We start from the raw sequence: 21,370 nt of genomic DNA, 5'->3' as shown, positions 1-21,370 counted from the left end.
TCGCTAATTGCGAGTGGCTTCTGCCACAAACCGACGCTAAAAAACCAAGCTAACAAATCGGTGGCTCACTTTGAAGAAGAACAAGTACCGGTTTTGAATCAGAAAAGTTGGCAGGTTTAGGGTGGAACACTCAGTTCGAATTCTATTGGTTATCAAACGAATCAATTCGATCGTAACGGGGGGGTCTACGAAACAAGCGTTTAGCATTCGATAGTTTTCACTGGTGTCGCTGAACTTACCACGAGGCGAGCGGCATCAGTCTTGTCGTGTTTTGCGCTTACGAAAGTATAAAAAGCCGACGATAGTAAGCGCCGCGATAAAGATGACCGTATTGGCTTCCTTGACGAAATCGATGACGGATGCGCCATAGCGGTAATACAGCGTGAAATAGGTGACCGAAGAAATCGTGCAGGCCAACAGATCCGAGAGGGCGAATTTAACCCAGCTCATCCGGCCGAAGCCGGCAGTCAGGAACAGGCCGTTACGGACGCCGAAAGGAATAAAGCGGCCAAAGATCAAAGTGACCACCCCGTAACGTTCGTAATAGTCGTGTATTTTTTTAATGCGTTCCGGTTTTGCAATGCCGGCGAAGAATTTGATCTTCAGTAATTTAGGACCGACGATTCGCCCCAAGCCGTAGCAAATCAAATCCGAAAGGTAGGCACCTAAATACACGCCCGCAAACAACTGCGGCAAATATTCCGGATTCCGGCTCGCCAACAAGGCCGAGACGAACAGCATGCCGTCTTCCGGTATAGGGATATTGAAACCGGCTAATAGCAGCAAGCCGAAAATAAGGTAGGGGGCGTATTCGATGTGATTTTGGATATAAATAAGGAGTTCGGGCATGGCGTTAAACAGAATGTCGATAATTGATCCGGATTTTCATTTGATAGTAATTTTTAAATTTCGCGATAAACTGGCCTAAGGTTACGATTTATCCAGTCTCTAAGAAGGTTAAGCCATGGTAGATATAGACTATAACACCGAAGCCGAGCACTTTCCTTTAGTCGAGCCTGGCCGGCTGTCCCATAATCATCCGCTTTCTGAAAACGGGGCTAAAGCGCGCAAGCTTATCAATAAATATGCCCTTATAGCCGGAAGCACAGGTTTACTTCCTTTCGCCACGATCACGGATCAAGTTGCGGTCGCAGGACTATTGCTGAAATTATTGCGGGACTTGTGTGCGACGTACGGTGTTTCATTCAACGATCAGCAAGGCAAAATTCTGATAGCCGCCATTCTAGGCGGGGCTCATGCAGGCTGGGTCAGTCATTATTTGATCAGGTTTCTGCGCGATTACACCCCGGTTTTACCTGCATCCGGCGCGCTCATTTTGCGTCCGGCTGTTTCCGGCTTATTGGTGTACTACATCGGCAAATTGTTTTTGGTTCATCTCGAGTCCGGCGCTTGGCACGCTACGGCAAATAGACGGGCGATAGGCAAACGATATTACCAATCTCTGAAAAACCGCGCGTAAAATTCCGGCGCTATCAAAGGGACTTCAAATTGGATGCACAAGCGGTTCACGAATTCTTCTTCCAGTTAATGGTGATGCTGCTGACGGCGCGGATATTCGCCGAGTTTTTCGCCCGTTTACATAGTCCGCCCGTGGTCGGCGAGCTGATCGCCGGCGTCGTGTTAGGGCCCAGTTTGCTCGGATGGCTGGATGCCACTCATATTGTCAGGCTGCTGGCCGAAATCGGCATTATTCTATTGTTGTTCGAAGTCGGGTTGGATACCGATATTCGGCAGTTGGCCAAAACTGGCTGGAAAGCGCTTTTTGTCGCGATCAGCGGCTTTCTGTTGCCTTTACTGCTGGGGTTCGGTGTCAGCTATTTTGCGTTCGAACGCGACCCGCTGGCGGCATTATTTATCGGCGGTACGCTAACCGCGACCAGCATTGGGATCACGATACGCGCGCTGACGGACTTGAAACGCCAACACAGCCGAGAGGCGCAGGTCGTGTTGGGAGCCGCCGTCATCGACGACATATTGGGTGTCGTACTGTTGGCCTTGCTGTACGATTTCTCGCTTTCCGGTCAAGTCAATCCGAAGGATATCGGCCGTGTTGTGGCTTTCATCACCTTATTCTTCGTGCTGGCGCCGGTATTTGCCCGAGTAATCTCCGCAATCATCCGGCAGTTTGCCAAGGTGAGCCAAACCGACGGTTTGATTCCAACCTTGATCATCTCCTTGGTGTTGTTCTTTGCATGGCTGGCCCACCGCATGGGCGCGCCGGAATTGTTGGGCGGTTTTGCCGCGGGATTGGCGCTATCCAGGCGATTTTTTTTACCGTTCGGACTGGCCTTGCATAACGATTCCGATTTTACCCATCGCATCGAGTCACAGATGCAGCCCATCATTCAACTGTTTGTGCCGATCTTTTTTGTCACGGTCGGGCTTTCGTTGAATTTACGAAGCATAGATTGGCATTCGTCTTTCATTTGGTTATTGTCGCTCAGTCTGTTTAGCATTGCGATGCTGGGTAAAGTCTTGGGCGCGCTGTTACTGCAAGAGACTTGGACTTCACGTTTTGCGATCGGTCTTGCAATGATTCCGCGCGGCGAGGTCGGTTTGATTTTTGCCGAACTGGGCCGTACGTCCGGCATCATCGATAACGAAGTCTACGCCGCGCTGATCATTGTAATCGCAATGACGACCGTGCTGGCGCCATTGCTGCTGAAAGGTTTCTACCGTATTTTCGATGTCGATGTCGATGTCGATGCCGCGCCCAGCGCCAACCGCATAGCCGATCAGCGCAAAAGCCGGTAAGCCAGGCCGCCGACTACAACGATGGCCAGCAAACCCCAGCCCAAACGATCGATGTATTCGCGCAGTTTCGATTCTAACTTTTCCCCGCCGGCCGCTATTAAAATAGCCACCAGAAAAAAACGCCCGCCGCGCCCTAAAAACGAAGCCAACACGAACGGCGCGAAGATCATGCTTAGAGCGCCCGCGGCAATGGTAAATACCTTGTAGGGGATAGGCGAAAACCCGGCCACTAGGACCGCCCAAAAGCCCCACTGGTTGAACCATGCAATTGCGGTCAGATAGCCGTTCCAGTAATGTGTGGTTTTTAACCACGGTTCAATATTTTCGAACAAGAAAAAACCAATGCCGTAACCGAACATGCCGCCAAGAACCGAGGCTAACGTGGTCCATAATGCAAAGCGCAATGCTTTTTTAGGTTGTGCCAGTGCCATCGGCGCTAACATTACATCCGGCGGCACCGGAAAAAAAGACGATTCCGCAAAGCTTAACGCAAACAGATATTTGACGGCGTGGCGATGCTTGGACCAGAGAATGACGCGATCGTACAGTTTCTGAAACATAGGGATTTTGATCTCTTAGGGTTGTCGGTTTCGAGTAATCAGCGTCAGATTATAAGCTTTGCGACAAGCGATAGCTTGATTTGTAAATCGGTTGATTATAGAGTCCGGTTTGAATTGTGCTTTAGACGAAGAATATAAACTTAATCTTACAAGGCTTCGAATTACGCTTGATCGGGTATCGCACTGACTGTCTTATTGCGACCCACTGCCGTCATTCAGGTATGGATTTTAGTTTCCCCAAACCTGCCATTTGCGAAGTTTAGCAAACGGCAATAGCAGGTAGCCAAAAGATTAGACAGTACGTATCGAAATGTCTGATGTTGTTAACGACAACGCTAACCGGTGCGCATTGGGAAGACTGCATCAAAAAACCATAACCTGTCGCTCGCTCGAGGACGTGCAAGACCTACCACTGCTTCTTTGATCCCTCTTCGAATCAATCACCGAACTTGCTGGACCTTGCCCTGGCGAAATATCCATACCCTTTTGGATATTGGCTTGTCACCATCGGCAAGCTTAGACGCAGGTAAAACCACATATACAGCATCCTCCGTTACCGATATGATGGGGAGGGGACCACCACAATAGTCGATGGCGTCGGAAACCAGAAAAGTGCCCTCTTCGCGAATCCCCAGAAACCAAATGGGTCCGCCATTGCAAGCGTTGCCCCAACTGAATTGCTGAAACACAGCTACCGCTGAGAAAGGCGGCATCCTCTTTGCCACATAAGCGATAACCCGAGGTTCCGGAAAGTCGGGGAAAGATCTTCTGTTATTGCCTTCCTCGGTATGCAAGACTTCGTGCTGGCCCAATATGACGACGAATTCAGCGCCCAGAAGCCACTGATCCAGTTGTCGGATAATCAGTGTGCCGCCTGGCGTCGTTATGTTTTCCATGTACTGCCCATCTGAGGCAATACCAAGCGATGCCCAACCCAGGAAAAATGCCAGCATAGTCCCTTGTAACCGTTTCATTTGTACTCGCTTTGGCGGTATATACCCACCGAATCCTAACCGATATTATTTGGCCGCTTTCCTTTATCGAGCTTGGCCTGGACCTTCGCGCTTGCTTCGGCCTTAGTCACCATGCCATCACCATTGCTGTCTAGGCCCTTGTTCTGTTTATAGGCCGCTGAGGGTAATTTAAACAGCACATAATCGTTGGATTGACCCACAGCTGCCGGCCATAGAATGGCCATATAGACATCTTCCAGGGAATTCAGTCTGCCTTTCTTGCCCTCAAAGTATTTTGCGACGAAATCCAACTGGCTCTCAGCAGTCATGGTCGCCAACATATCTGTCGTCGTCCCAAGGTGCACCGCGGTATTTGGCATGAATTGAATCAACCCGGTGGCTCCGCTCAATGGATTCCTTATCCTCGGGCTGAAGCTTTCCCCTGTCTCAAAGGCCATCGCCGCCATTAGAAAATCCGGGTTGCAGCTTAAATCCGTAGCAATTTTCCGCAGCTTATCGCGGAATGTGCTGGATACTTTCGCACCCCAGGCCAGACCGGTCGATGTGGATGATGTGGATGGTGCTGGGCTTGCTACAGAACGCGTGCCCATATCTACATCATCACCTGCGGCCTCGGAATTATTAGGAGGAATTAGAATCAATGTTACCGATCCGTCGTCATTGTTGATTTCTCGTATAGCGAATCCGGCTTGGTCACGTCGCTGTTTTTCCTTCTCAAGTTCATCCATCTCATCTTGAGAAAAAGTAATGACTCGAATTTTAGACATGGCGGTACTCCTGAAATCGTTAAAGTGTGTCTACTACTAATATTTGGCTGACCTTCCAAATATAATAATCGGCAAAGTTTTAGTATTTTTGCTTCTCTAGGCACTGCCTAACTTTCGGTATATCTGACGCAAATGGTTCTTGGAACAAGTCAGTTGCATCATCAAAAGCATCTGGCTGTGGGGTGCCAACTTCCTTCCAACATTTGAGTATTTTTTTCTGATTTTCCTTGCTTTCAGAAAAATAATTATGAAGCCAGTCTTTATCGGCGGACTTTTTGCTAGGCCGTAAGCGTAATATCTCTTGTTGGATATTATCCTCCACATTGACTTGCTTGGCGCCAGCATCTTTTGAGATCGACGCAATGGCTCCTAACAAAGTACCAGTGGCATAATAATCCGTAAGATCGTGGATCGCTTCGAACCACAGATAGTCTCCTGGGTTTTTGCAGGTCTTCAGGCGCTTGATGATTAACAACTGCTGGGCTTTGCGGTCGGCATTCATTTTGGCGATCAGCGCGGGAATGGTTTTTTCGTAGAAAAAGTTCTTGTCAATAGAAGTATTTGTCGCAGCAATGCCCGCAGACAGGGCATTAAAGACCGTTTTCGCTCCTGCCCCGCCCACGGCGGTGCCCGCTAAACCCAGCCCAGTCAGCGCGATATCGGTCGCTGTGGCCCTGATCTTGCCTTCAAAGCTGATATCGTCGACGAACTCGGCATATCGTAAATCGATAGCTGTCATCACATTATTCGTAGCGTCCCTAATATCCTTACATTCACTAGGTGGCTTTTCAGACCATTGCTGCAATTTCCCTTTTTTTTCCTTATCTGTTGATATCAAGGATTCGACAACGGCATCCACATCAACGATGGCTTTTGGGGCACCACTGTATGAGGCGCATCCCGAAAGCACCAGGGTGACCGTGGTAAAGGCCAGCCATGCTCGTCCTTGGCGTTTGGCGAGTACAAACTTATCTGGGTTATATAAAAAGGCTTGGGGCGCATATTGGCCCCTACTGAAATGGTTGTCTGAAAACATGGACATCTCCGTTCTGCTAGAACTTATTGGTTATGGGTTCCTCAGCAGCAGCTTGCCAGATATTTTAACGTGTCACATGAGCTGCATCTTAACTATATTCTCATCACTTATTCCAGTGTAACTACAAATTTTTTACTTTTTCCCTATCAAAAATAGCTTTTTTCCCGCTGCTATCTTTGACTTCTATTAGATAGATTATTTCGGTATTCGGTTGAATAGTAAACATTGAACAGTGCGGATTACAACTATCGTGAACACGGTTTCCCGGTTTACCTGACCAACCCAGCATCCCGCAGAAAGACCAAATCAGCCGCCCGCGCAAAGCTCGGATCGGCACCGAACAAAAAGGCTTAATCATTAGCGAGGGCACCATCGGCGCTCTGGTCTACGAATGAGAAGAGGTAGAGGAACGCATCGTAAAGCTATTCCTGTCTGGCCTCAAGCAGGCCGCGGGAATCAGCAAGGCAGGTTTGGCAGTATTCGAGTTGGTGTACCACGCGCTACGTGAGACGCCGGGGCAAGATACCGTCCGGCTTTCGGTAATGACAACCAGCATGAAGAAGACTTCCTATTGCAACGACTTGTGGGAGGGGGGGTATACCGCAGCCAGTGGGATGGGGTGTTTATCGTCAATATTTGCTATGTGTTCAATGGCGACCGGTTGGTGTTCGTCAAGGCTTATCATTTGAAAGAAAACGCTGGCAAGCCCCCCATCCGCGCCCGCTGTGCCGAAGACTGAATAAGGCGTAGGGACAAAAGCGGCTCCGATTATCCCGAATTCCACTGCGTTGCATCCGGGCTACTTGCTTTGGAAAGTATCGCCGAATTTGCTAACCGTCATAGTTATAAGCGCTTCCCCGGATATTCCGGCTAGCACACCCCAGCTGATTATTGTCACATAATCAATAGCGTGCGCTATATTAGCAAGTGGATTTTTGGCTACGAGGGAAAACAAAAACGGTAAAAGCAAGCTTGCGCCAATACCGATAAAAACAGAGGGAAAAAACTCCTTCGGCTCAGGTGCGGTAGTTGCCATCCTGCTATAGAAATAATTAATAATACCGCCGAACATACCTGCAGAACCCATGATAATTAGCAGACGTAGGGTCTTATTGTTGCTTATGGTGCTTACATCGAATGTTATTTCAAAAATTTTTAAGTATTCAGGTGGTTGTTTGATTACCGGATAAATGAGCATTACCGCGATAACAAGGAGAACTATACCCATAACCCGATGTAAGTCCATCCTTAACGCGTCAACCTTTATCCTTTTTTCCGCCTCGACCAGCTTTGCCGCTGCTGCCTCCGCCGACGTCTTGACATCGTCCCGCTTTTTTACCGCCGCCTGGTTATCGGACTCAGCTTGAGCCAACTCCTGTGCCTTCGCCTGCTTCTCGTCTGCACTTAAATTCCCCGCCTTAGCATCCTCCTCTCTAACTTTGGCCAGTTTCTTCGCCGCATCCTCCACCTCTTTCTCGGCCTCGACCAGTGCTCCAGCCATCGCCTCCACCTGATCCTTGGCATTATCTAAATTATCCTTCTCCGCCTTGGCCAGCGTGGTCTCCGCATTTTTAACCAGTCTAGCTGCTACCGTACGTTTGTGTTTTGCAGTCATATTTATACCCGCTTAAATTCTTAAGGAAGTTCGTAGCCCGTAGGTTGGGGTTAACTTGCGAGCCCCAACATCCTCGATCCATACACTTTCCGCCGGTGTTCCGTATACCGTGCCTTTATCCACAGCCTTTGCAAAACGGCGACGGTGGAATAAAGAAGATTAAAGAAAAATTAGCGAAATTTCCCGCAACGCCTGAAGCTTCGCAGTGCAAGGCCTACGGCGTTTTTTTACGTGTCTTTCAGTATCTCTAGTCCCGTGCCTTAAGAGCTTTAATTTATAGCTCGTCGATAACCCGCAGCTTTCCATCCCTGGCGCTGGATGTCCGTTCCCGGCTGGCATGACGCTCACAACCACCGAAACCTATTCTATTTCCACTCGCTGGCATCAATCAACCCCCCTTGTAATATCCAGTTCATTCGAAGAAAAACGGGCTGTATTCGCCGCCCCAATACCGGGTGAGCATCGCTGTGCCGAATCAGCCCAGCACAAACACACCGGCAAACTAGGGGCTGTTGCCATTTCATTGCAAGCAGTTGATTTGATTAGCTTTTTGCGCGTGTTGTGGCGAGCAATATCTTTTTACATTTCAATGAGTTAAAACGAAATGGCAACAGTCCCTAGTATTCGTCCATTTGCCCGGTCTGGAACCGCCCGTCGAACAAGTGAAAGCGCGCCGGGCCGAACGCTAAGCCGAGCAGCCAGTAGGCGACAAAATGCGTGTCGATTCGGAGTGCGATGCGGCGGCCGGTCGAGCCTAAGACTGCCAGCGGCACCAGTTCTGGACGACAGACGGCTGTAACAGCGGCGTCAATGGCGACTTGATTTACCCACTTCATTTCGCTGCATTAGACAAAATGAACCAAAATGTCTAATGTTCGAATTCCGTATCCCTTGATTTTAGGGCTTTCAAGGGTGTCAAAACACCAAAACAGTAGACAATACGATAACACCATCGGAATTACTGCTCGTTATGTAAGTAATGCCAGAGCATTGCATTGAAAACCTTGGGGGGTTGTGGCTTAACGGTAAAAGCACATGACAATACATTCTTAACGAGCAGTAATAGCACATTGCCTATCTTCCTTACGACATATTCATCGCCACAAAGCCGCCAGTCGTGACAGACCGCAATTGGCCGAAATTCGTCATTAATGTCGGAATTAGTTAAAGCCCTTTTGTCAAACTGACAGATCGAGTTTAGGTTTCCAAATCTTGAACGTTTTTTGTTTATTTCAAAAACAGCCCGCCGGATCTGATTGCGGTCCGGGTTGCAGCCTCGTGCAAGGCCATGGCGTTGCCGACGTTAACCAGCGTAAACCAGGTTTTCGCCCGGGTAATCCCGGTATAGACCAGTTCCCGAGTCATCACGGGATTGCGCTTAGGCGGTAGTATCAGTGCGCAGTGTTCGAATTCCGAACCTTGGGACTTGTGTACGGTCAATGCGAATACCGTTTCAACCGACAGCAGGCGGCTGGGCAAAAGCCAGTGAATGCCGCCGCTGCCGTCATCTTTAGGGAAGGCTACCCGCAATACCCATGAACGCCCGCCGTTCTTTGCATCGGCTTGAGGGAAACTCAAGGCGATACCGATGTCGCCGTTCATCAGTCCTAAACGGTAGTCGTTTTTAGTGACAAGTACCGGACGGCCTTCATACCAGGCCGATGTCGCGCGGATTAGGCCTTGTTTATTGAGGATCTCGGCGATTTGCCGATTCAAGCCGCTGACACCGAACGGCCCGTTCCGTAACGCGCATAACACCTGAAAGCGGCTGTATGCGTTCAATATCTCGACAGCCCAGCGATCGAACTCGGTTTTTTCGGCTTCCAAAGGCGGGCGCCGTTCGAGCAGGGACAAATAATACCCGTAGCCTTTTTTCTCCGTATCGCTACCGACCAATAAGGATTCCAGCTCGACGTCGCTCATGCCGGTCAGGTCGAGTCTGGCCAAATCGGGGTATCCGCCGCGCCAAACCTTATCCATCCGGCCGGGGTCGCCGGCGTTGACTGCCGCAGCCAGTTGGCCGATGCCGCTTGCCGACGTGAAGCGGTGGCTTTTTCGCAGCATCACGATATGTTGATCCAAAGTTAAACCCCGCTCGTCGACGAGATCGGCGCTAATCGTTTCGTCAGTGACGGTCTTGAGCCAAGCTGCCGTAGCGTTCGTGAAATGGGCGCCTTCGGCACGGCTGCACAATTGGCCAAGCACCGAACCGGCTTCGACCGAAGCCAACTGATCCTTGTCACCCAGCAAAATCAGGCGGGCATGATCGGGCATGGCCGATAACAAGGCCGCCATCATTTCCAGGTCCACCATCGAGGCTTCATCGACAACCAACACGTCCAGCATCAACGGATTTCTGGCGTCGTGCTTGAACTGCCGGCTGTTCGGACGGCCGCCAAGCAGCCGGTGTAAAGTGATGACGTCGGTTGGTATGCTTTCGCCCAGGCCTTGGCTAAGAAAACCGGCCGGCAACTCATCGATTTTACCGGAAATCGATTCCCGCAACCGTGCCGCGGCTTTGCCGGTAGGAGCCGCCAAGCGTATCCGTAACGGGCAGGCGGGGTCTTGGGTTAGCGCGAGACGCTGTAGCAAAGCCAATAGCTTGACTACCGTGGTGGTTTTGCCGGTACCGGGGCCGCCGGTGATAATGGTGAACGCGCCGGCGGCGGCCGACGCGCAAGCGACTTTTTGCCAATCGGTCCCGGCGCCCGCGCCTGCTGTAAATAATGCGGACAGATTATGCCTCAGCTCGTCGTGCGGAAGGCTTTGGCGGATTTGTAGGCTTCGATCCAGACGCTGCCTGATGGCCGATTCGACGCAGCGCTCGTATTGCCAATAGCGTCTCAAATACAGACGCCGGCCGTCCAATACTAAAGGACTCTTGCCGTGGCCGCCGCCGACTACGTCGGCATGGCGAATCTTGTCGGCCCATAGTTCCGGACTGAGTCCCGCCAGTAAATCCGACGGAAGGGCGACCGTCTCGGTTGCCGCGTATGCATACCGATCCGGCGGCAACGACAGCGCCATATAAGGGTCGGCCAATGTCGCCGATATGTCCAAACAGACATGGCCGCGTCCCAACTGGTGGCTGGTCAGTGCGGCCGCCAGCAGCAATTCAGGCGTTACATCGGGGCTTTCTTCCCAAACAAAGCGGGTAAACGCCAAGTCGACGGCCCGCAGCCAATTACGTTCAATCCAGATTTCCAGCAAGGTCAGCAAGGACCGCGCGTCTTGCATAGGGTTTGCCGTATCGTTCACGCCTTGCACCGTTCTTGTCCCTTAAAAAGGCTGTCCAACTGCTCCATCACGATTTTGGGCGGGCGCTCGAAGTGGATGCCGGCCGTGTCGGCTTCGATGCCGCGCATGAACAAATACACCGCGCCGCCGATATGGCGCTCGTAGTCGTAGTCGGGCAAGCGCGATGTCAACAACCGGTGCAAGGCAAACAGGTAAATGCAGTACTGCAGCTCGTAACGGTGGCCGCGGACCGCTTCGTCCATGCTGGTTCGGCTATAACTGGCATGATGAGGGCCGAGCCAGTTGGACTTGTAGTCGGCGACATAGTATTTGCCTTGATACTCGAACACCAAATCCATGAATCCTTTCAGCATACCGTTTATGATTTCGTTAGCCAGTTTCGGGCGCGGCCGGCCGCCCAAGGTATAGTCGGTGACGGTGGCGTCCAGTCGTTGCAGGTCGACCTCACGCGCTTCGAACCAGAACTCCATCTCCGCCTTGTAGCATTGCAAATCCTTCAGCGTAATACGGGTCGGCAATGAGGGATCGGCGTCGGAAATAGGCAATGCGGTCCGCAGCATCGTCAGAATCCATTCGTGCAAGGGTTCTATCCAGGCTTCCCATTGCCGGTTTCGGCAGCGGGCGCTGATTGTTTGATGCAGTGCTGCGGGATCGGCCAGCACGGATTGAAAGCTCTGTTCGGCGGCCCATTCCATCAATTCATGTAAAAACGTGCCGGCCTCGGCGCCTTTCGGGAACCGATGAATAGGCCCGGCAGCTAATTCGGCGGAGGGAATGACGGGCTGAACCTCCAGCAGCGCTTCTTGTAGGTTGGCCGCTTGCGCTGTGTCTTCGACAGCCGGGGGCGGGCTCGCCGCGGCCTGGCCTTCGGTGCGCAGACTGGAATAACTGGCGATCCACCAACGTTCCGCAGCGGAGCGGTTGGGAAGGCGCGCCTCGGCCGGATCGGCTTGTTCGGTCGCATCGATGAATTGATCGCTGCTGCTGTCCGGTTCGGAAACGACGGCAATCGCGTTTTCTTTCGCGGCGAAGGCCCGGATTGCTTCCGGTAATCGGTCGGCCGGAATATCGGCTAGTCCTAATAAATGCCCGATTGCGCCGTCGCTGTTTTCCTTCAGGGCGGCCAAGCCTAGCCAAGTCGCATAGCAGGCCCGGGTTAGCGCCACATAAATCTTGCGGATGTCCTCGCCGAGCCGGTCGCGGTCGGCGAGGCGCAGCTCTTCGTCGTTCGCCTCCAGGCCGATGTGCAATTCGCCGTCTTCGCCGTGCCATTTCAGTGGTTTGTCGGTTTTTTTTACATGACGGGTCGCGCAGATAAAAGGCAAAAACACGATGGGATATTCCAGCCCCTTGGATTTATGTATCGTGACGACTTTGACCAGGTCGGCATCGCTTTCCAGCCGCAATTTTTGGGCGTCGCTGTCATTGGCCGGAGAAGCTTGCCGTTCGGCCAAAAATCGAATCAAGGCATGCTCGCCTTCCAGGCTGTAACTGGCTTTTTGCAACAGCTCGGCTATATGCAGTATATCGGTCAGTATGCGTTCGCCACTGATGCCGTCATCGTCGGCGGGTCGCTGCAGCAAGCGTTCCATGCAGCCGAAGTCGAACAAGATGTTACGCAGCATAGGCAGCACGCCTTGGCTCCGCCGGATTTCCCGATAGTGCTTGAATTGAATGACTCGGTCTTCCCAGGCCGACTCGTCGTGATTGAGTTCATCCAATTCGGCAAAAGACAGGCCCAGCGTCGGGGTCGACAAGGCCGCGCGCAATACTCTATCGTTATCGGGTTCGGCGCATGCCGCCAGCCAGCGGTAGATTTCGGTGGCTGGCGCGCCCGAATAGACCGATTCCCTGTCCGACAGGTAAACCGAGCGCAGGCCGCGCCGCGACAAGGCCTGCCTGATATGAGCCGCTTCGTCGCGGTTATTGACCAAGACGGCGATATCGTTCGGTTTGACGGGCTTTAAACGGCCTTCATTATCGATGAAGCCGGCCTGATGCCGTTGGCCTTGGTTCAACCAGTCGACGATTTGACTGGCGCTGATTTCGGCCATCAGTGCCAAATAGTTTTTTTTGCTCAAGTCCTCGGCCAACACCGCAATGGTCAGCGCGGGCACCTTCGAGGCGTTCGCAAAGAATTCGTCATCGCGGCCTTTGGCGAAAACAGGATGGAACGGCACCGGATTGCGCCGGTTGCCGCGGAATAAAAAGGCGCCGGCCGAATCCACTCGCCGTTCGCTGTAATTAAAGCAGTGGTTGGTCGCATCGACCATGGCTTGCGTCGAGCGGAAATTGGTATTCAAGGTGTATAGCCGGTCTTGCACGGCCTCGCGGGCTTTCAGATAAGTGTAGATGTCGGCGCCGCGGAACGCGTAAATGGCTTGTTTAGGGTCGCCGATCAGGATCAGCGCGCAGTCGTTCCGGTTGTCGGCGATCCGATAAACCCGCTGGAAGATGCGGTATTGCCGAGGGTCGGTATCTTGAAATTCATCGATCAGCGCGACCGGAAACTGGCGGCGGATGACTTGAGCCAAGCGCTCGCCGTGCTCGCCGTATAAAGCCGCTTCCAATCCGGTGATCAGGTCGTCGAAACCCATTTGCGCGCGCTGTCTTCGAGCCGCATCGAAGGCATCGGCTATCCAATGCGCCGCGTGCCGCAAGATGCCTTGCTCCGGGCCGGGAAGTTCCGCCAAAGCCCGGCGCAAGGAGGCGATTGCGCTGAATGCGGCGTGCTTGGGCGGCTTGTCGTCTTTCCAAACTTCGGCGATGCCTTCGGCGCTCAAACGATACCAAGCGGAATCGCTCAAGCTCAGGGCTTCGAGTGCGTCGTCGCTTGCCCAGGCGTGGATGCTATCCAGCCAGGCGTCATACCAGTTTGATTTTAATTTTTGGCCATTGAATCGCTTTTTCGCTTTCGCATCGTCCAGCAGTTGTTTGACTTCCAGCGTCCATTGCGGCCAGGGTTGTTTCAGTTCGGCCAGCTTCGCTTGTTTTTGCCGCCGGTTTTCTCGCAAATGTTCTTTGGGAATAGGGGCGGCCGGCAGCAATTCGGTATGGTTCACCAAGGGTTTGACGGCGGCTTCGAGCTCGCCGGGTTGTCGCCAGAACGTCAAGACCTGCACCAGATCTTCGATTTCCAAAACATAAAAATGATTGCGCCAATAATCGCGGACGATTTCGGAAAACAGCTCGGTTTGGTCGGTTTCCAGATTTTGCGTGAACAGGCTTTGGCTGTCGAAAGCGTGTTCCTGCAACATACGGTTACACCAGCCGTGTATGGTCGATACGGCGGCTTCATCCATCCATTCCGAGGCGAGTTGCAGCTTGTGTGCGCAGGCCGCCCATTGCCGTACTTCGTAGTCTGCGCGCAAATCGTAGAGCAAGTCCTCGCCGGGCGGTTTAGGCTTGATCGATGCCGGGTCGGCGCGAAAATAATCGGCCGCTTCGCCGAGGCGGGTGCGAATCCGGTCTCGCAATTCCTTGGTTGCGGCGTCGGTGAAGGTCACGACCAATATTTCCGGCGGTGTCAGAGACTGGCCTTGCAGAAACGCCCGGTCGCCGCCATGGCCGAGCACCAGCCTGGCATATAGCGCGGCGATGGTGAAGGTCTTGCCGGTGCCGGCACTGGCTTCGATCAGGTGGCTGCCTGTCAGCGGGAAACTGAGCGGTTCCAGTGGATTCGGTGTCATGATACGCCTGCCCGGCTTTGGCCGTTATCGGCGGGTGCGCCGACATTGTTCCAGATCGGTTTTAACAATCGGTCCGTCCAAACCGTAAAATCCCCGCGGCTCCACAGACAGTCGAAACTCGGAAACACCCGCTGCAGGTAGTAATTGGATGCCAATTCGCCGGAAAAATAGCCGCCTTCATATGCGGATAGCGCGGCGCCGACGGCTTTTTCGTAGGGGCAGGTGTCTACCGGCCCTTCGAATGCTTCGCCGTGGTTCGCCAACCAAGCGAACGACGTTTTGACCGCAAGCGGCAACGGCGCGCGCAGGCCGGCGGCATAGGCCGCTATCAGATCCTGAAAATGTAGTCTAGCGAATTCGGGATCTAAGGGAGGCAGCACGACCCGACCGTTTTTGCCGATCAAATGGCTGGTCATGGGCTGGCCGAATAGATGACCGCTAAGATGGTATATCCAGGCGGAGATCAGTTTATCGTGCCGATATTTGTTTTTCTCGATCAAATTGCTGCTGTTGATTTCGATGCGGCAGCGTTGCTGTTGGCCGTTGCTGAATATCTGGCCGAGCCGGCCCTGGATTTCGACGGTTTGGCCGTCGATAGTGTGCGCAAAGCGAATGTCCCGGTCTTCCACCGGCTGCGGCCAGGCGGCACAGGTCTCGTCGTAGAGTTCGAACAATTGATCCAAAGGGTCGATCAAGGCCGCTTGCGCTAAGTCGCTCGAGGCGCCTACGGGCAGCACGCCTTGACGGCGCAATCGGTCGAGTTGCCGGTTGATTGCGCCGGATTCGGTTTCGCCGCGTTGTTTGGCATCCAGCCTGATGCGGATCAATTCGTCTTGCATGGCCCATTGGCTCAGCGCATCGATCGCGAAGGGTTCTTGATCCTCGGCGGCCAAGTCGTCGATTTCGTAAAAAACCCCCAATTTTTCGCGTAAAAAGGTTTTCACCGGATCTTTCAAAAACGCAATCAACTGCTGCAAGGGGATCGGCGCATCGAATTGAGGTGCGGACAGTTTGGCGGCCGGCGCCGGCTCGAGCCGGGCGGCCGCCGGCGCCGGCCGCCATTCGCGCGCATAGGTGAATAATCCTGAAGCAGCCGTTGTAAAGTAGTCTTTGCTGAAGGCTTGCAGCCTATGTTCGACCGTCAGTGCGTCGATCAAGGATTTTTCCCCGGCGCTTTCCGGCACGGACCAACAGGCGGCGATATGGTCGCGCAACTGGCTGACTAATACCGAAGGCGGCCGTTCGCTATTGTCGTTTACGCTGCGGCCGACCCAACTGATGTGCAGATGTTCGCGGGCGGAAAGAATGGCTTCCAAAAACAGGTAGCGGTCGTCTTCGCGCCGGGAGCGGTCGCCGGGCCTATAGTCTTTGGCCATCAAATCGAAGTCCATCGCGGCGAACGCGCGCGGATATTCGCCGTCGTTCATGCCGAGCAAATAGATGCGGCGGAACGGTATCGCCCGCATCGGCATCAATGTCGCAAAGGTCAGGTTTCCGGCGAAGAAGCGTTGCGACAAGTCGCTTTGGTCGATCTGGGACAGCCAGAAGTCCCGGACGACCGACAACGGTAAGGCTTCCGTCAGGTCGGCGGCGTCGCAAGCCGATAGCCATTGGTCCAGCGAGGTTTGCAATTGCAGCAACAGAATGCCTTCGTCACTGTCGGTCGCTTCGAAAAAATCCGATAACAGCTGGCGCAAGCGGAGCGACCATTCGCCCGGCGTTGCCGGTCTGGATAAGGTTTCAAACCAGGCTGACAGCCGAGCCAATAACAAAGCCAAAGGACCGACCAGTGCGGCGTCCAGGCCGGCGATATCGCCGTAGGGTTCGATGCCGTGCCAGTCGCTTTCCCGGCGGCCTGTCGGGTCGCTGCCGACCGCGTAGCCCAGCAGCATGCGTTTTAAACCGAACAGCCAGGTATTTTGCGCGTTGCGATCGTTAAAATCGATGCCCAGGCTTTTACGATGTCCGGCGTCCAGGCCCCAGCGGATGTTAGCGTCGGTAATCCAATGCTGCAACAGCGGCAAATCGGATTCTTCGATGCCGAAGCGCAGGCGCAGGGCCGGCACGTTCAGCAAATCCAGCACCTCGCTGACCGCCAGCCTGGATTCGCATAGTTTGAGCAGGCATTCCAGCGCATACGCCAGGGGTGCTTGCCGGCGTTTGCCGAGATCGGCGATCGAGTAGGGGATGTAACGCTCGTCCGCAGACGCGATCTGCCCGAACACGGCCTGAATGTGCGGCGCGTACTGGTTGATATCCGGTATCATGACGATGATCTGCCGCGGTTTCAAGGTCGCATCGGCGTCGAAAGCCGCCAGCAGTTGGTCGTGCAGCACTTCGACTTCACGCTGAGGGCTGTGGCAGATATGGAAGCGGATGGAATGGTCTTGCGCCGGGTCGATCGCGCTCCAGGTGTCGCGGCTTTCGGCGACCGGCCGCAGTTCCAGAATATCGTCTTGTAGTTGGTTCAGTAAACAGCTATTGCCGTGGCTTTCGAACAGGTCTATGCGCTGGCCATGCTCGGCAAACAAAGACTGGTACTGAGCAGGATCGTCCATTTCGTCCAGCAGACCGATGTAATCGCGGCCTTGCTTGCCCCAGGCGGCCAGTAACGGATGGGCGTGCAGATGGAGTTCTTCCTCTTTGAGCCGTTCCGGCATGCCGGGTTTTTGCTTATGGCGCCGTTGCAGGCGGCGAAAATAGTCCTTCTCGGTCAGGATATCGGCCCAATAATGCCGGCACGGATTGTTGACGTACAACATCACTTGGGTCCAGCGGGATACGGCTAGCAGTACTTCCAGCGATTGCTTGGGTAAGGATGACAATCCGAAGACGACGACGCGCCGCGGCAATCCGGTCGGGCGTAGTTCCAGATTTGTCGCGGTATCCAAAAAGCGTTGGTGCACTTCGGCGCGGCTGGTGTTGCCGTCGGTACCGACATCGTCGTGCAAGGCGCGCCACAGCATGGGTTGCCAGCTTTGTTCGGCGTCTAACGGGGTCGGATTTGCGTGGTAATCGAGCATGACATCCTGGCCGCGATGCCAAGCCGTCAGCCAGTCGGCCCGGTAAACCTGATACTGATCGAACAGGTCGGCCAATCGCTCGGCCAGTTGGTAGCGTTTTCTCAGGTCGTCATCTTGCTTCAAAAAGCGCGCCAAAGGTTCGTAGCCTTGGGAGCCGACTAGGCTGGGCAATAGACGCATCAGACGCCATGTCAATAAGCGCTTGTCGAAAGGCGACGATTCCGGAATTTGCTCTTGGCCGAGTACGCTCCGGTAAACCTGCCAAACGAAGCGCGACGGCAGCGTGACGTGCAGAGCCGCCGCTATGCCGCAGCCGCGGCTCAATGAATCCGATTCGTCCGCGGCCAGTGCCTGTTTCAGCCATTGGGATACGCCGTTACTTTGCACCAGAATGACTTCGTCTTCCAGCGGTTCCAACGGATGAGCCTTCATCCAATCGACCAACAATTGGCGTAGCAGCTCGGCCTGGTTGCTGTGGATGACCATGAAACCCGCAGGCAAAGAGGATGTCGTCATAACGGCCTTAGTCGGAAGTCCGAAAAATGCTTCTGCATCAGAACTGTCGATGTTCGAATATTAACCGCCGCCGGCGGCGTGCTTGTCAATAGCCGGATAAGAAGCCGTACGATAGACTGATCATGGCAAAAACAATCGTTTTCCAGCCGGTTTGTTCGGCTAGCGCAGAAGTCGCGCCGGCACACCGAATTTATACTTGATAGTATTCCCGGTACCAGTCGACAAAGCGCTCGATGCCTTGTTCGATGCTAGTGCCGGGTTTATATCCGACATCGCTAACCAACGCTTCGACGTCGGCATAGGTATCCGGCACGTCGCCCGGTTGTAACGGCAGTAAGTTCTTTTCGGCGGTCTTACCGAGGAATCGTTCCAAGGTTTCGATATAGCTCAATAATTCCACCGGATTTTGATTGCCGATATTGTAGACCCGCCAAGGGGCTCTGCTGGTGCCCGGATCGGGTTTTAATCCGCTCCAATCCGGGTTGGCCTCGGCATTGCGATCCATGGTTCTAATCACGCCTTCGACGATGTCGTCGATATAAGTAAAGTCGCGGCGGTGCTTGCCGTAGTTGAATACGTCAATTTTTTCCCCGGCCAGGATGGCTTTGGTGAACAAAAACAGCGCCATATCGGGCCGCCCCCAAGGTCCGTAAACCGTAAAGAAGCGCAGGCCGGTGGTCGGCAAGCCGTAAAGATTGCTGTAGGTGTGCGCCATCAGTTCGTTGGCTTTTTTCGACGCGGCATACAAACTTAACGGATGGTCCACGTTGTCGTGCACGGAAAACGGCATCGATTCGTTAGCGCCGTAAACCGAACTACTGGAGGCGTAAACCAAATGCTCGACATGATGGTGACGGCAGCCTTCCAGGATGTTCATAAAACCGACGATATTGCTGTCGATATAGGCATGCGGGTTTTGCAAGGAATAACGCACGCCGGCCTGGGCCGCCAGATTGACGACTTTCTGCGGTTGATATTTTTTAAATGCGGCTTCCATGCCCGCGCGGTCGCCGATATCGAGTCTGACGTCGGTAAAGTTGTGATGGTCCTTGATTCTGGCCAGGCGGTCGATTTTCAAACTGACATCGTAATAGTCGTTCAGATTGTCGATGCCGATTATTTCGTCTCCGCGCTCGAGTAGCCTCAGCGCCAGTTGATTACCGATAAAGCCGGCCGTGCCGGTGATCATTATTTTCATTGTTACAGTCTTGCGTCGGTTTGGTCGGCCGGGAACAGGTACTTCAGGTCGTAAATAATCGACGAATCCTTTCCGAGCGCGCGAATTTCGATGATGGGCATACGTCTAAACTGCTCGTGGGCCACCGCGAGTATGATCGCGTCGTATTTGCTTTTATTCGGTTGTTCGATGGGGTGGATGCCGTATTCTTCGATGACTTCTTCCGGGTTGACCCAAGGGTCGTAAACATCGACATTGACGCCGTAGGTTTTTAACTCGGCGACGATGTCCACGATCCGAGTATTCCGGATATCCGGACAATTCTCCTTGAAGGTCAAACCCATGATCAACACATTGGCGTCTTGCACTTGTATGCGTTTTTTCAGCATCAATTTGATCAACCGGGTGACGACATAGGCACCCATGCTGTCGTTGATACGGCGTCCGGACAAAATGACTTCGGGGTTATAACCGATCGCCTGTGCTTTATGGGTTAGATAATAAGGGTCGACCCCGATACAATGCCCGCCTACCAAGCCGGGACGAAACGGTAAAAAGTTCCATTTGGTGCCGGCCGCCAATAGCACTTCCTCGGTATCGATGCCGAGCTTGTTGAAAATTAGCGCCAGTTCGTTGATCAAGGCGATGTTGACGTCGCGTTGGGTGTTTTCGATGACCTTGGCCGCTTCCGCGACTTTGATGCTGCTGGCTTTGTGGGTTCCGGCGCTAATGATGCTTTTGTATAGCCGATCGACTTTTTCGGCGGTTTCCGCTGTCGATCCGGACGTGACTTTTAAAATATTAGTAACCCGGTGTTCTTTATCGCCCGGGTTAATGCGCTCCGGGCTGTAGCCGACGAAAAAGTCCAGATTGAAGGTCAGGCCCGAGACCTTCTCCAATATCGGCACGCAGACCTCTTCGGTTGCACCGGGGTAGACGGTCGACTCATAAATGACCACGTCGCCTTTGTTGATGACTTTTCCGAGTGCGGTACTGGCTTTTTCCAAGGGGGTGAGGTCCGGTTGTTTGTGCTCGTTGATCGGTGTCGGCACCGTGACGATGTAAACATTGCAATCGGCGATATCATCGAGTTTCGCGGTGTAAGACAAATGAACGGCTCGGCCGAGCTCCTCCGAGCTGACCTCCAGCGTGTGGTCGTTACCCGCTCTTAACTCGTCGACACGCTGTTGATTGATGTCGAAACCAACCGTCGGGTATTTTCCGCCGAATTCCACCGCCAAGGGTAAACCCACATAGCCTAGGCCTATCATGCCGATTTTGATGTTACTGAGCATAAATGTCACTCCTGTCCGTTTCGCGCGCCAAAAACTAAATATAGATCGAAATTATTTTTTCACGATACATCCCCATGCCGCCAGCCACGCTTGCGATTGATAGCTATCGGCGGTCTTCGGGAGGCTTTTTTGTAACACTAATCCTAAGGTTTGGTTGATGATGCCGAAGAAATAGCAATACGCCAAAAGCGGGTCTATGGGTTTGATTTCCCCTTCCTTAATGCCGTTTTGGATGATGCGTTTTATTTTGATAAAAGCCGGCGTTTCCAATAAAGGAGGCGAGTCCGGCAAGAAGTCTTGGGTTTTTATGAAAAATAAGAACTGAATGATTTCGGGCGCATCGTCCGCCAGTTTGAACAGCAGATCGACCAGTTCACGCAATTGCTCGGAGGCTTTGCGGTTGCGGCGCCGTATATCGTCAATTGAGATGCTCAAGCTGTCGAGTATGTTTTCACGTAGCGTTTCCGCAATGGCTTGTTTGGTTTTAAATAATTGATAGATCCCGCTGGTGGTTTTTAAACCAACCGCCTCTTTGATATCGGTGAGCGAGGTATTAAAAAAACCTTTTTGCGCAAATAGTTTTAAGGCGGCCTGTAAAACTTGATCTTGGCTCAGGGCGGTATTTGGCGTTGATTCTATTTCTTCTTGTTCCATGCTTTTATATACAGCTTTACCTGCTGTTTTG

General features: G+C 53.0%; 17 protein-coding genes. 4 read left to right on the top strand and 13 right to left on the bottom strand.

Translation table 11 applies throughout. The annotated features are described in order from the left end of the window. Positions 1–255 precede the first annotated feature (255 nt). Positions 256–849 (bottom strand): DedA family protein, encoded by a 594-nt coding sequence (locus tag ACW73I_RS01545; RefSeq protein WP_458027433.1) that lies wholly within the window; start codon positions 847–849, stop codon positions 256–258. A gap of 115 nt (positions 850–964) precedes the next feature. Here ACW73I_RS01545 and ACW73I_RS01540 point away from each other — a divergent pair, with 115 nt between their 5' ends. Together ACW73I_RS01540 and ACW73I_RS01535 are read left to right on the top strand one after the other, a co-directional pair. Continuing rightward, positions 965–1,480: a hypothetical protein gene (locus ACW73I_RS01540; protein ID WP_458027432.1), complete on the top strand. Its 516-nt coding sequence runs from the start codon at positions 965–967 to the stop codon at positions 1,478–1,480. Positions 1,481–1,509: 29 nt separating this feature from the next. Then, positions 1,510–2,775 carry a cation:proton antiporter gene (locus ACW73I_RS01535; RefSeq protein ID WP_458027431.1) on the top strand — a complete coding sequence of 422 codons (1,266 nt, stop codon included), beginning with the start codon at positions 1,510–1,512 and terminating at the stop codon, positions 2,773–2,775. Here ACW73I_RS01535 and ACW73I_RS01530 read toward each other — a convergent pair. From ACW73I_RS01530 to ACW73I_RS01515, 4 genes are all read right to left on the bottom strand, one after another. Further along, the gene (locus tag ACW73I_RS01530; protein WP_458027430.1) at positions 2,757–3,335 is read right to left on the bottom strand and encodes a YqaA family protein; all 579 of its coding nucleotides are present in this window, start codon (positions 3,333–3,335) and stop codon (positions 2,757–2,759) included. The two genes, ACW73I_RS01535 and ACW73I_RS01530, sit on opposite strands and share 19 nt — an antisense overlap. Positions 3,336–3,775: 440 nt before the next feature. Continuing rightward, a complete protein-coding gene (locus tag ACW73I_RS01525) occupies positions 3,776–4,309 on the bottom strand; it encodes a hypothetical protein (RefSeq protein ID WP_458027429.1) in 534 nt (177 codons plus the stop codon). Between the two features lie 35 nt (positions 4,310–4,344). Beyond that, positions 4,345–5,076: a hypothetical protein gene (locus tag ACW73I_RS01520; protein ID WP_458027428.1), complete on the bottom strand. Its 732-nt coding sequence runs from the start codon at positions 5,074–5,076 to the stop codon at positions 4,345–4,347. 79 nt (positions 5,077–5,155) lie between these two features. Then, positions 5,156–6,112 (bottom strand): hypothetical protein, encoded by a 957-nt coding sequence (locus ACW73I_RS01515; RefSeq protein WP_458027427.1) that lies wholly within the window; start codon positions 6,110–6,112, stop codon positions 5,156–5,158. A gap of 571 nt (positions 6,113–6,683) precedes the next feature. On the opposite strand from ACW73I_RS01515, the gene ACW73I_RS01510 reads away from it, so the two are divergent. Next, a complete protein-coding gene (locus ACW73I_RS01510; protein ID WP_458027426.1) occupies positions 6,684–6,851 on the top strand; it encodes a hypothetical protein in 168 nt (55 codons plus the stop codon). 60 nt (positions 6,852–6,911) lie between these two features. Here the strand turns inward: ACW73I_RS01510 and ACW73I_RS01505 are convergent, their stop codons facing one another. Next, on the bottom strand, positions 6,912–7,727 hold the full coding sequence (locus ACW73I_RS01505; RefSeq protein ID WP_458027425.1) for a YEATS-associated helix-containing protein: 816 nt from the start codon (positions 7,725–7,727) through the stop codon (positions 6,912–6,914). 337 nt (positions 7,728–8,064) lie between these two features. Here ACW73I_RS01505 and ACW73I_RS01500 point away from each other — a divergent pair, with 337 nt between their 5' ends. After that, positions 8,065–8,325 (top strand): hypothetical protein, encoded by a 261-nt coding sequence (locus tag ACW73I_RS01500; RefSeq protein WP_458027424.1) that lies wholly within the window; start codon positions 8,065–8,067, stop codon positions 8,323–8,325. A gap of 19 nt (positions 8,326–8,344) precedes the next feature. On the opposite strand, the gene ACW73I_RS01495 is transcribed toward ACW73I_RS01500, so the two are convergent. The 7 genes from ACW73I_RS01495 to ACW73I_RS01465 form a co-directional block, all read right to left on the bottom strand. After that, the gene (locus ACW73I_RS01495; RefSeq protein WP_458027423.1) at positions 8,345–8,563 is read right to left on the bottom strand and encodes a hypothetical protein; all 219 of its coding nucleotides are present in this window, start codon (positions 8,561–8,563) and stop codon (positions 8,345–8,347) included. Between the two features lie 391 nt (positions 8,564–8,954). Then, on the bottom strand, positions 8,955–10,964 hold the full coding sequence (recD, locus tag ACW73I_RS01490; RefSeq protein ID WP_458027422.1) for an exodeoxyribonuclease V subunit alpha: 2,010 nt from the start codon (positions 10,962–10,964) through the stop codon (positions 8,955–8,957). 17 nt (positions 10,965–10,981) lie between these two features. Beyond that, the gene (gene recB / locus ACW73I_RS01485) at positions 10,982–14,674 is read right to left on the bottom strand and encodes an exodeoxyribonuclease V subunit beta (protein ID WP_458027421.1); all 3,693 of its coding nucleotides are present in this window, start codon (positions 14,672–14,674) and stop codon (positions 10,982–10,984) included. Next, positions 14,671–18,213 (bottom strand): exodeoxyribonuclease V subunit gamma, encoded by a 3,543-nt coding sequence (recC, locus tag ACW73I_RS01480; protein ID WP_458027420.1) that lies wholly within the window; start codon positions 18,211–18,213, stop codon positions 14,671–14,673. The genes recB and recC overlap by 4 nt, the downstream gene beginning before the upstream one ends. 190 nt (positions 18,214–18,403) lie before the next feature. Then, the gene (locus tag ACW73I_RS01475; RefSeq protein WP_458027419.1) at positions 18,404–19,411 is read right to left on the bottom strand and encodes an NAD-dependent epimerase; all 1,008 of its coding nucleotides are present in this window, start codon (positions 19,409–19,411) and stop codon (positions 18,404–18,406) included. 2 nt (positions 19,412–19,413) lie between these two features. Beyond that, on the bottom strand, positions 19,414–20,685 hold the full coding sequence (gene tviB / locus ACW73I_RS01470; protein ID WP_458027418.1) for a Vi polysaccharide biosynthesis UDP-N-acetylglucosamine C-6 dehydrogenase TviB: 1,272 nt from the start codon (positions 20,683–20,685) through the stop codon (positions 19,414–19,416). Positions 20,686–20,736: 51 nt separating this feature from the next. Continuing rightward, entirely contained in the window at positions 20,737–21,339 is a 603-nt protein-coding gene (locus ACW73I_RS01465; RefSeq protein WP_458027417.1) for a TetR/AcrR family transcriptional regulator, read from the bottom strand. Between the last annotated feature and the right edge of the window lie 31 nt (positions 21,340–21,370).

The organism is Methylomonas sp. MgM2, assembly GCF_054172045.1.
This window is presented reverse-complemented; position numbering and strand designations above follow the sequence as displayed.

Bases quoted from the DNA above. Each gene is read 5' to 3' on its own strand.
- ACW73I_RS01545 (WP_458027433.1), bottom strand. From the start codon at position 849: ATGCCCGAACTCCTTATTTATATCCAAAATCACATCGAATACGCCCCC.
- ACW73I_RS01540 (WP_458027432.1), top strand. From the start codon at position 965: ATGGTAGATATAGACTATAACACCGAAGCCGAGCACTTTCCTTTAGTC.
- ACW73I_RS01530 (WP_458027430.1), bottom strand. From the start codon at position 3,335: ATGTTTCAGAAACTGTACGATCGCGTCATTCTCTGGTCCAAGCATCGC.
- ACW73I_RS01525 (WP_458027429.1), bottom strand. From the start codon at position 4,309: ATGAAACGGTTACAAGGGACTATGCTGGCATTTTTCCTGGGTTGGGCA.
- ACW73I_RS01520 (WP_458027428.1), bottom strand. From the start codon at position 5,076: ATGTCTAAAATTCGAGTCATTACTTTTTCTCAAGATGAGATGGATGAA.
- ACW73I_RS01515 (WP_458027427.1), bottom strand. From the start codon at position 6,112: ATGTTTTCAGACAACCATTTCAGTAGGGGCCAATATGCGCCCCAAGCC.
- ACW73I_RS01505 (WP_458027425.1), bottom strand. From the start codon at position 7,727: ATGACTGCAAAACACAAACGTACGGTAGCAGCTAGACTGGTTAAAAAT.
- ACW73I_RS01500 (WP_458027424.1), top strand. From the start codon at position 8,065: ATGACGCTCACAACCACCGAAACCTATTCTATTTCCACTCGCTGGCAT.
- ACW73I_RS01495 (WP_458027423.1), bottom strand. From the start codon at position 8,563: ATGAAGTGGGTAAATCAAGTCGCCATTGACGCCGCTGTTACAGCCGTC.
- recD (WP_458027422.1), bottom strand. From the start codon at position 10,964: ATGCAAGACGCGCGGTCCTTGCTGACCTTGCTGGAAATCTGGATTGAA.
- recB (WP_458027421.1), bottom strand. From the start codon at position 14,674: ATGACACCGAATCCACTGGAACCGCTCAGTTTCCCGCTGACAGGCAGC.
- recC (WP_458027420.1), bottom strand. From the start codon at position 18,213: ATGACGACATCCTCTTTGCCTGCGGGTTTCATGGTCATCCACAGCAAC.
- ACW73I_RS01475 (WP_458027419.1), bottom strand. From the start codon at position 19,411: ATGAAAATAATGATCACCGGCACGGCCGGCTTTATCGGTAATCAACTG.
- tviB (WP_458027418.1), bottom strand. From the start codon at position 20,685: ATGCTCAGTAACATCAAAATCGGCATGATAGGCCTAGGCTATGTGGGT.
- ACW73I_RS01465 (WP_458027417.1), bottom strand. From the start codon at position 21,339: ATGGAACAAGAAGAAATAGAATCAACGCCAAATACCGCCCTGAGCCAA.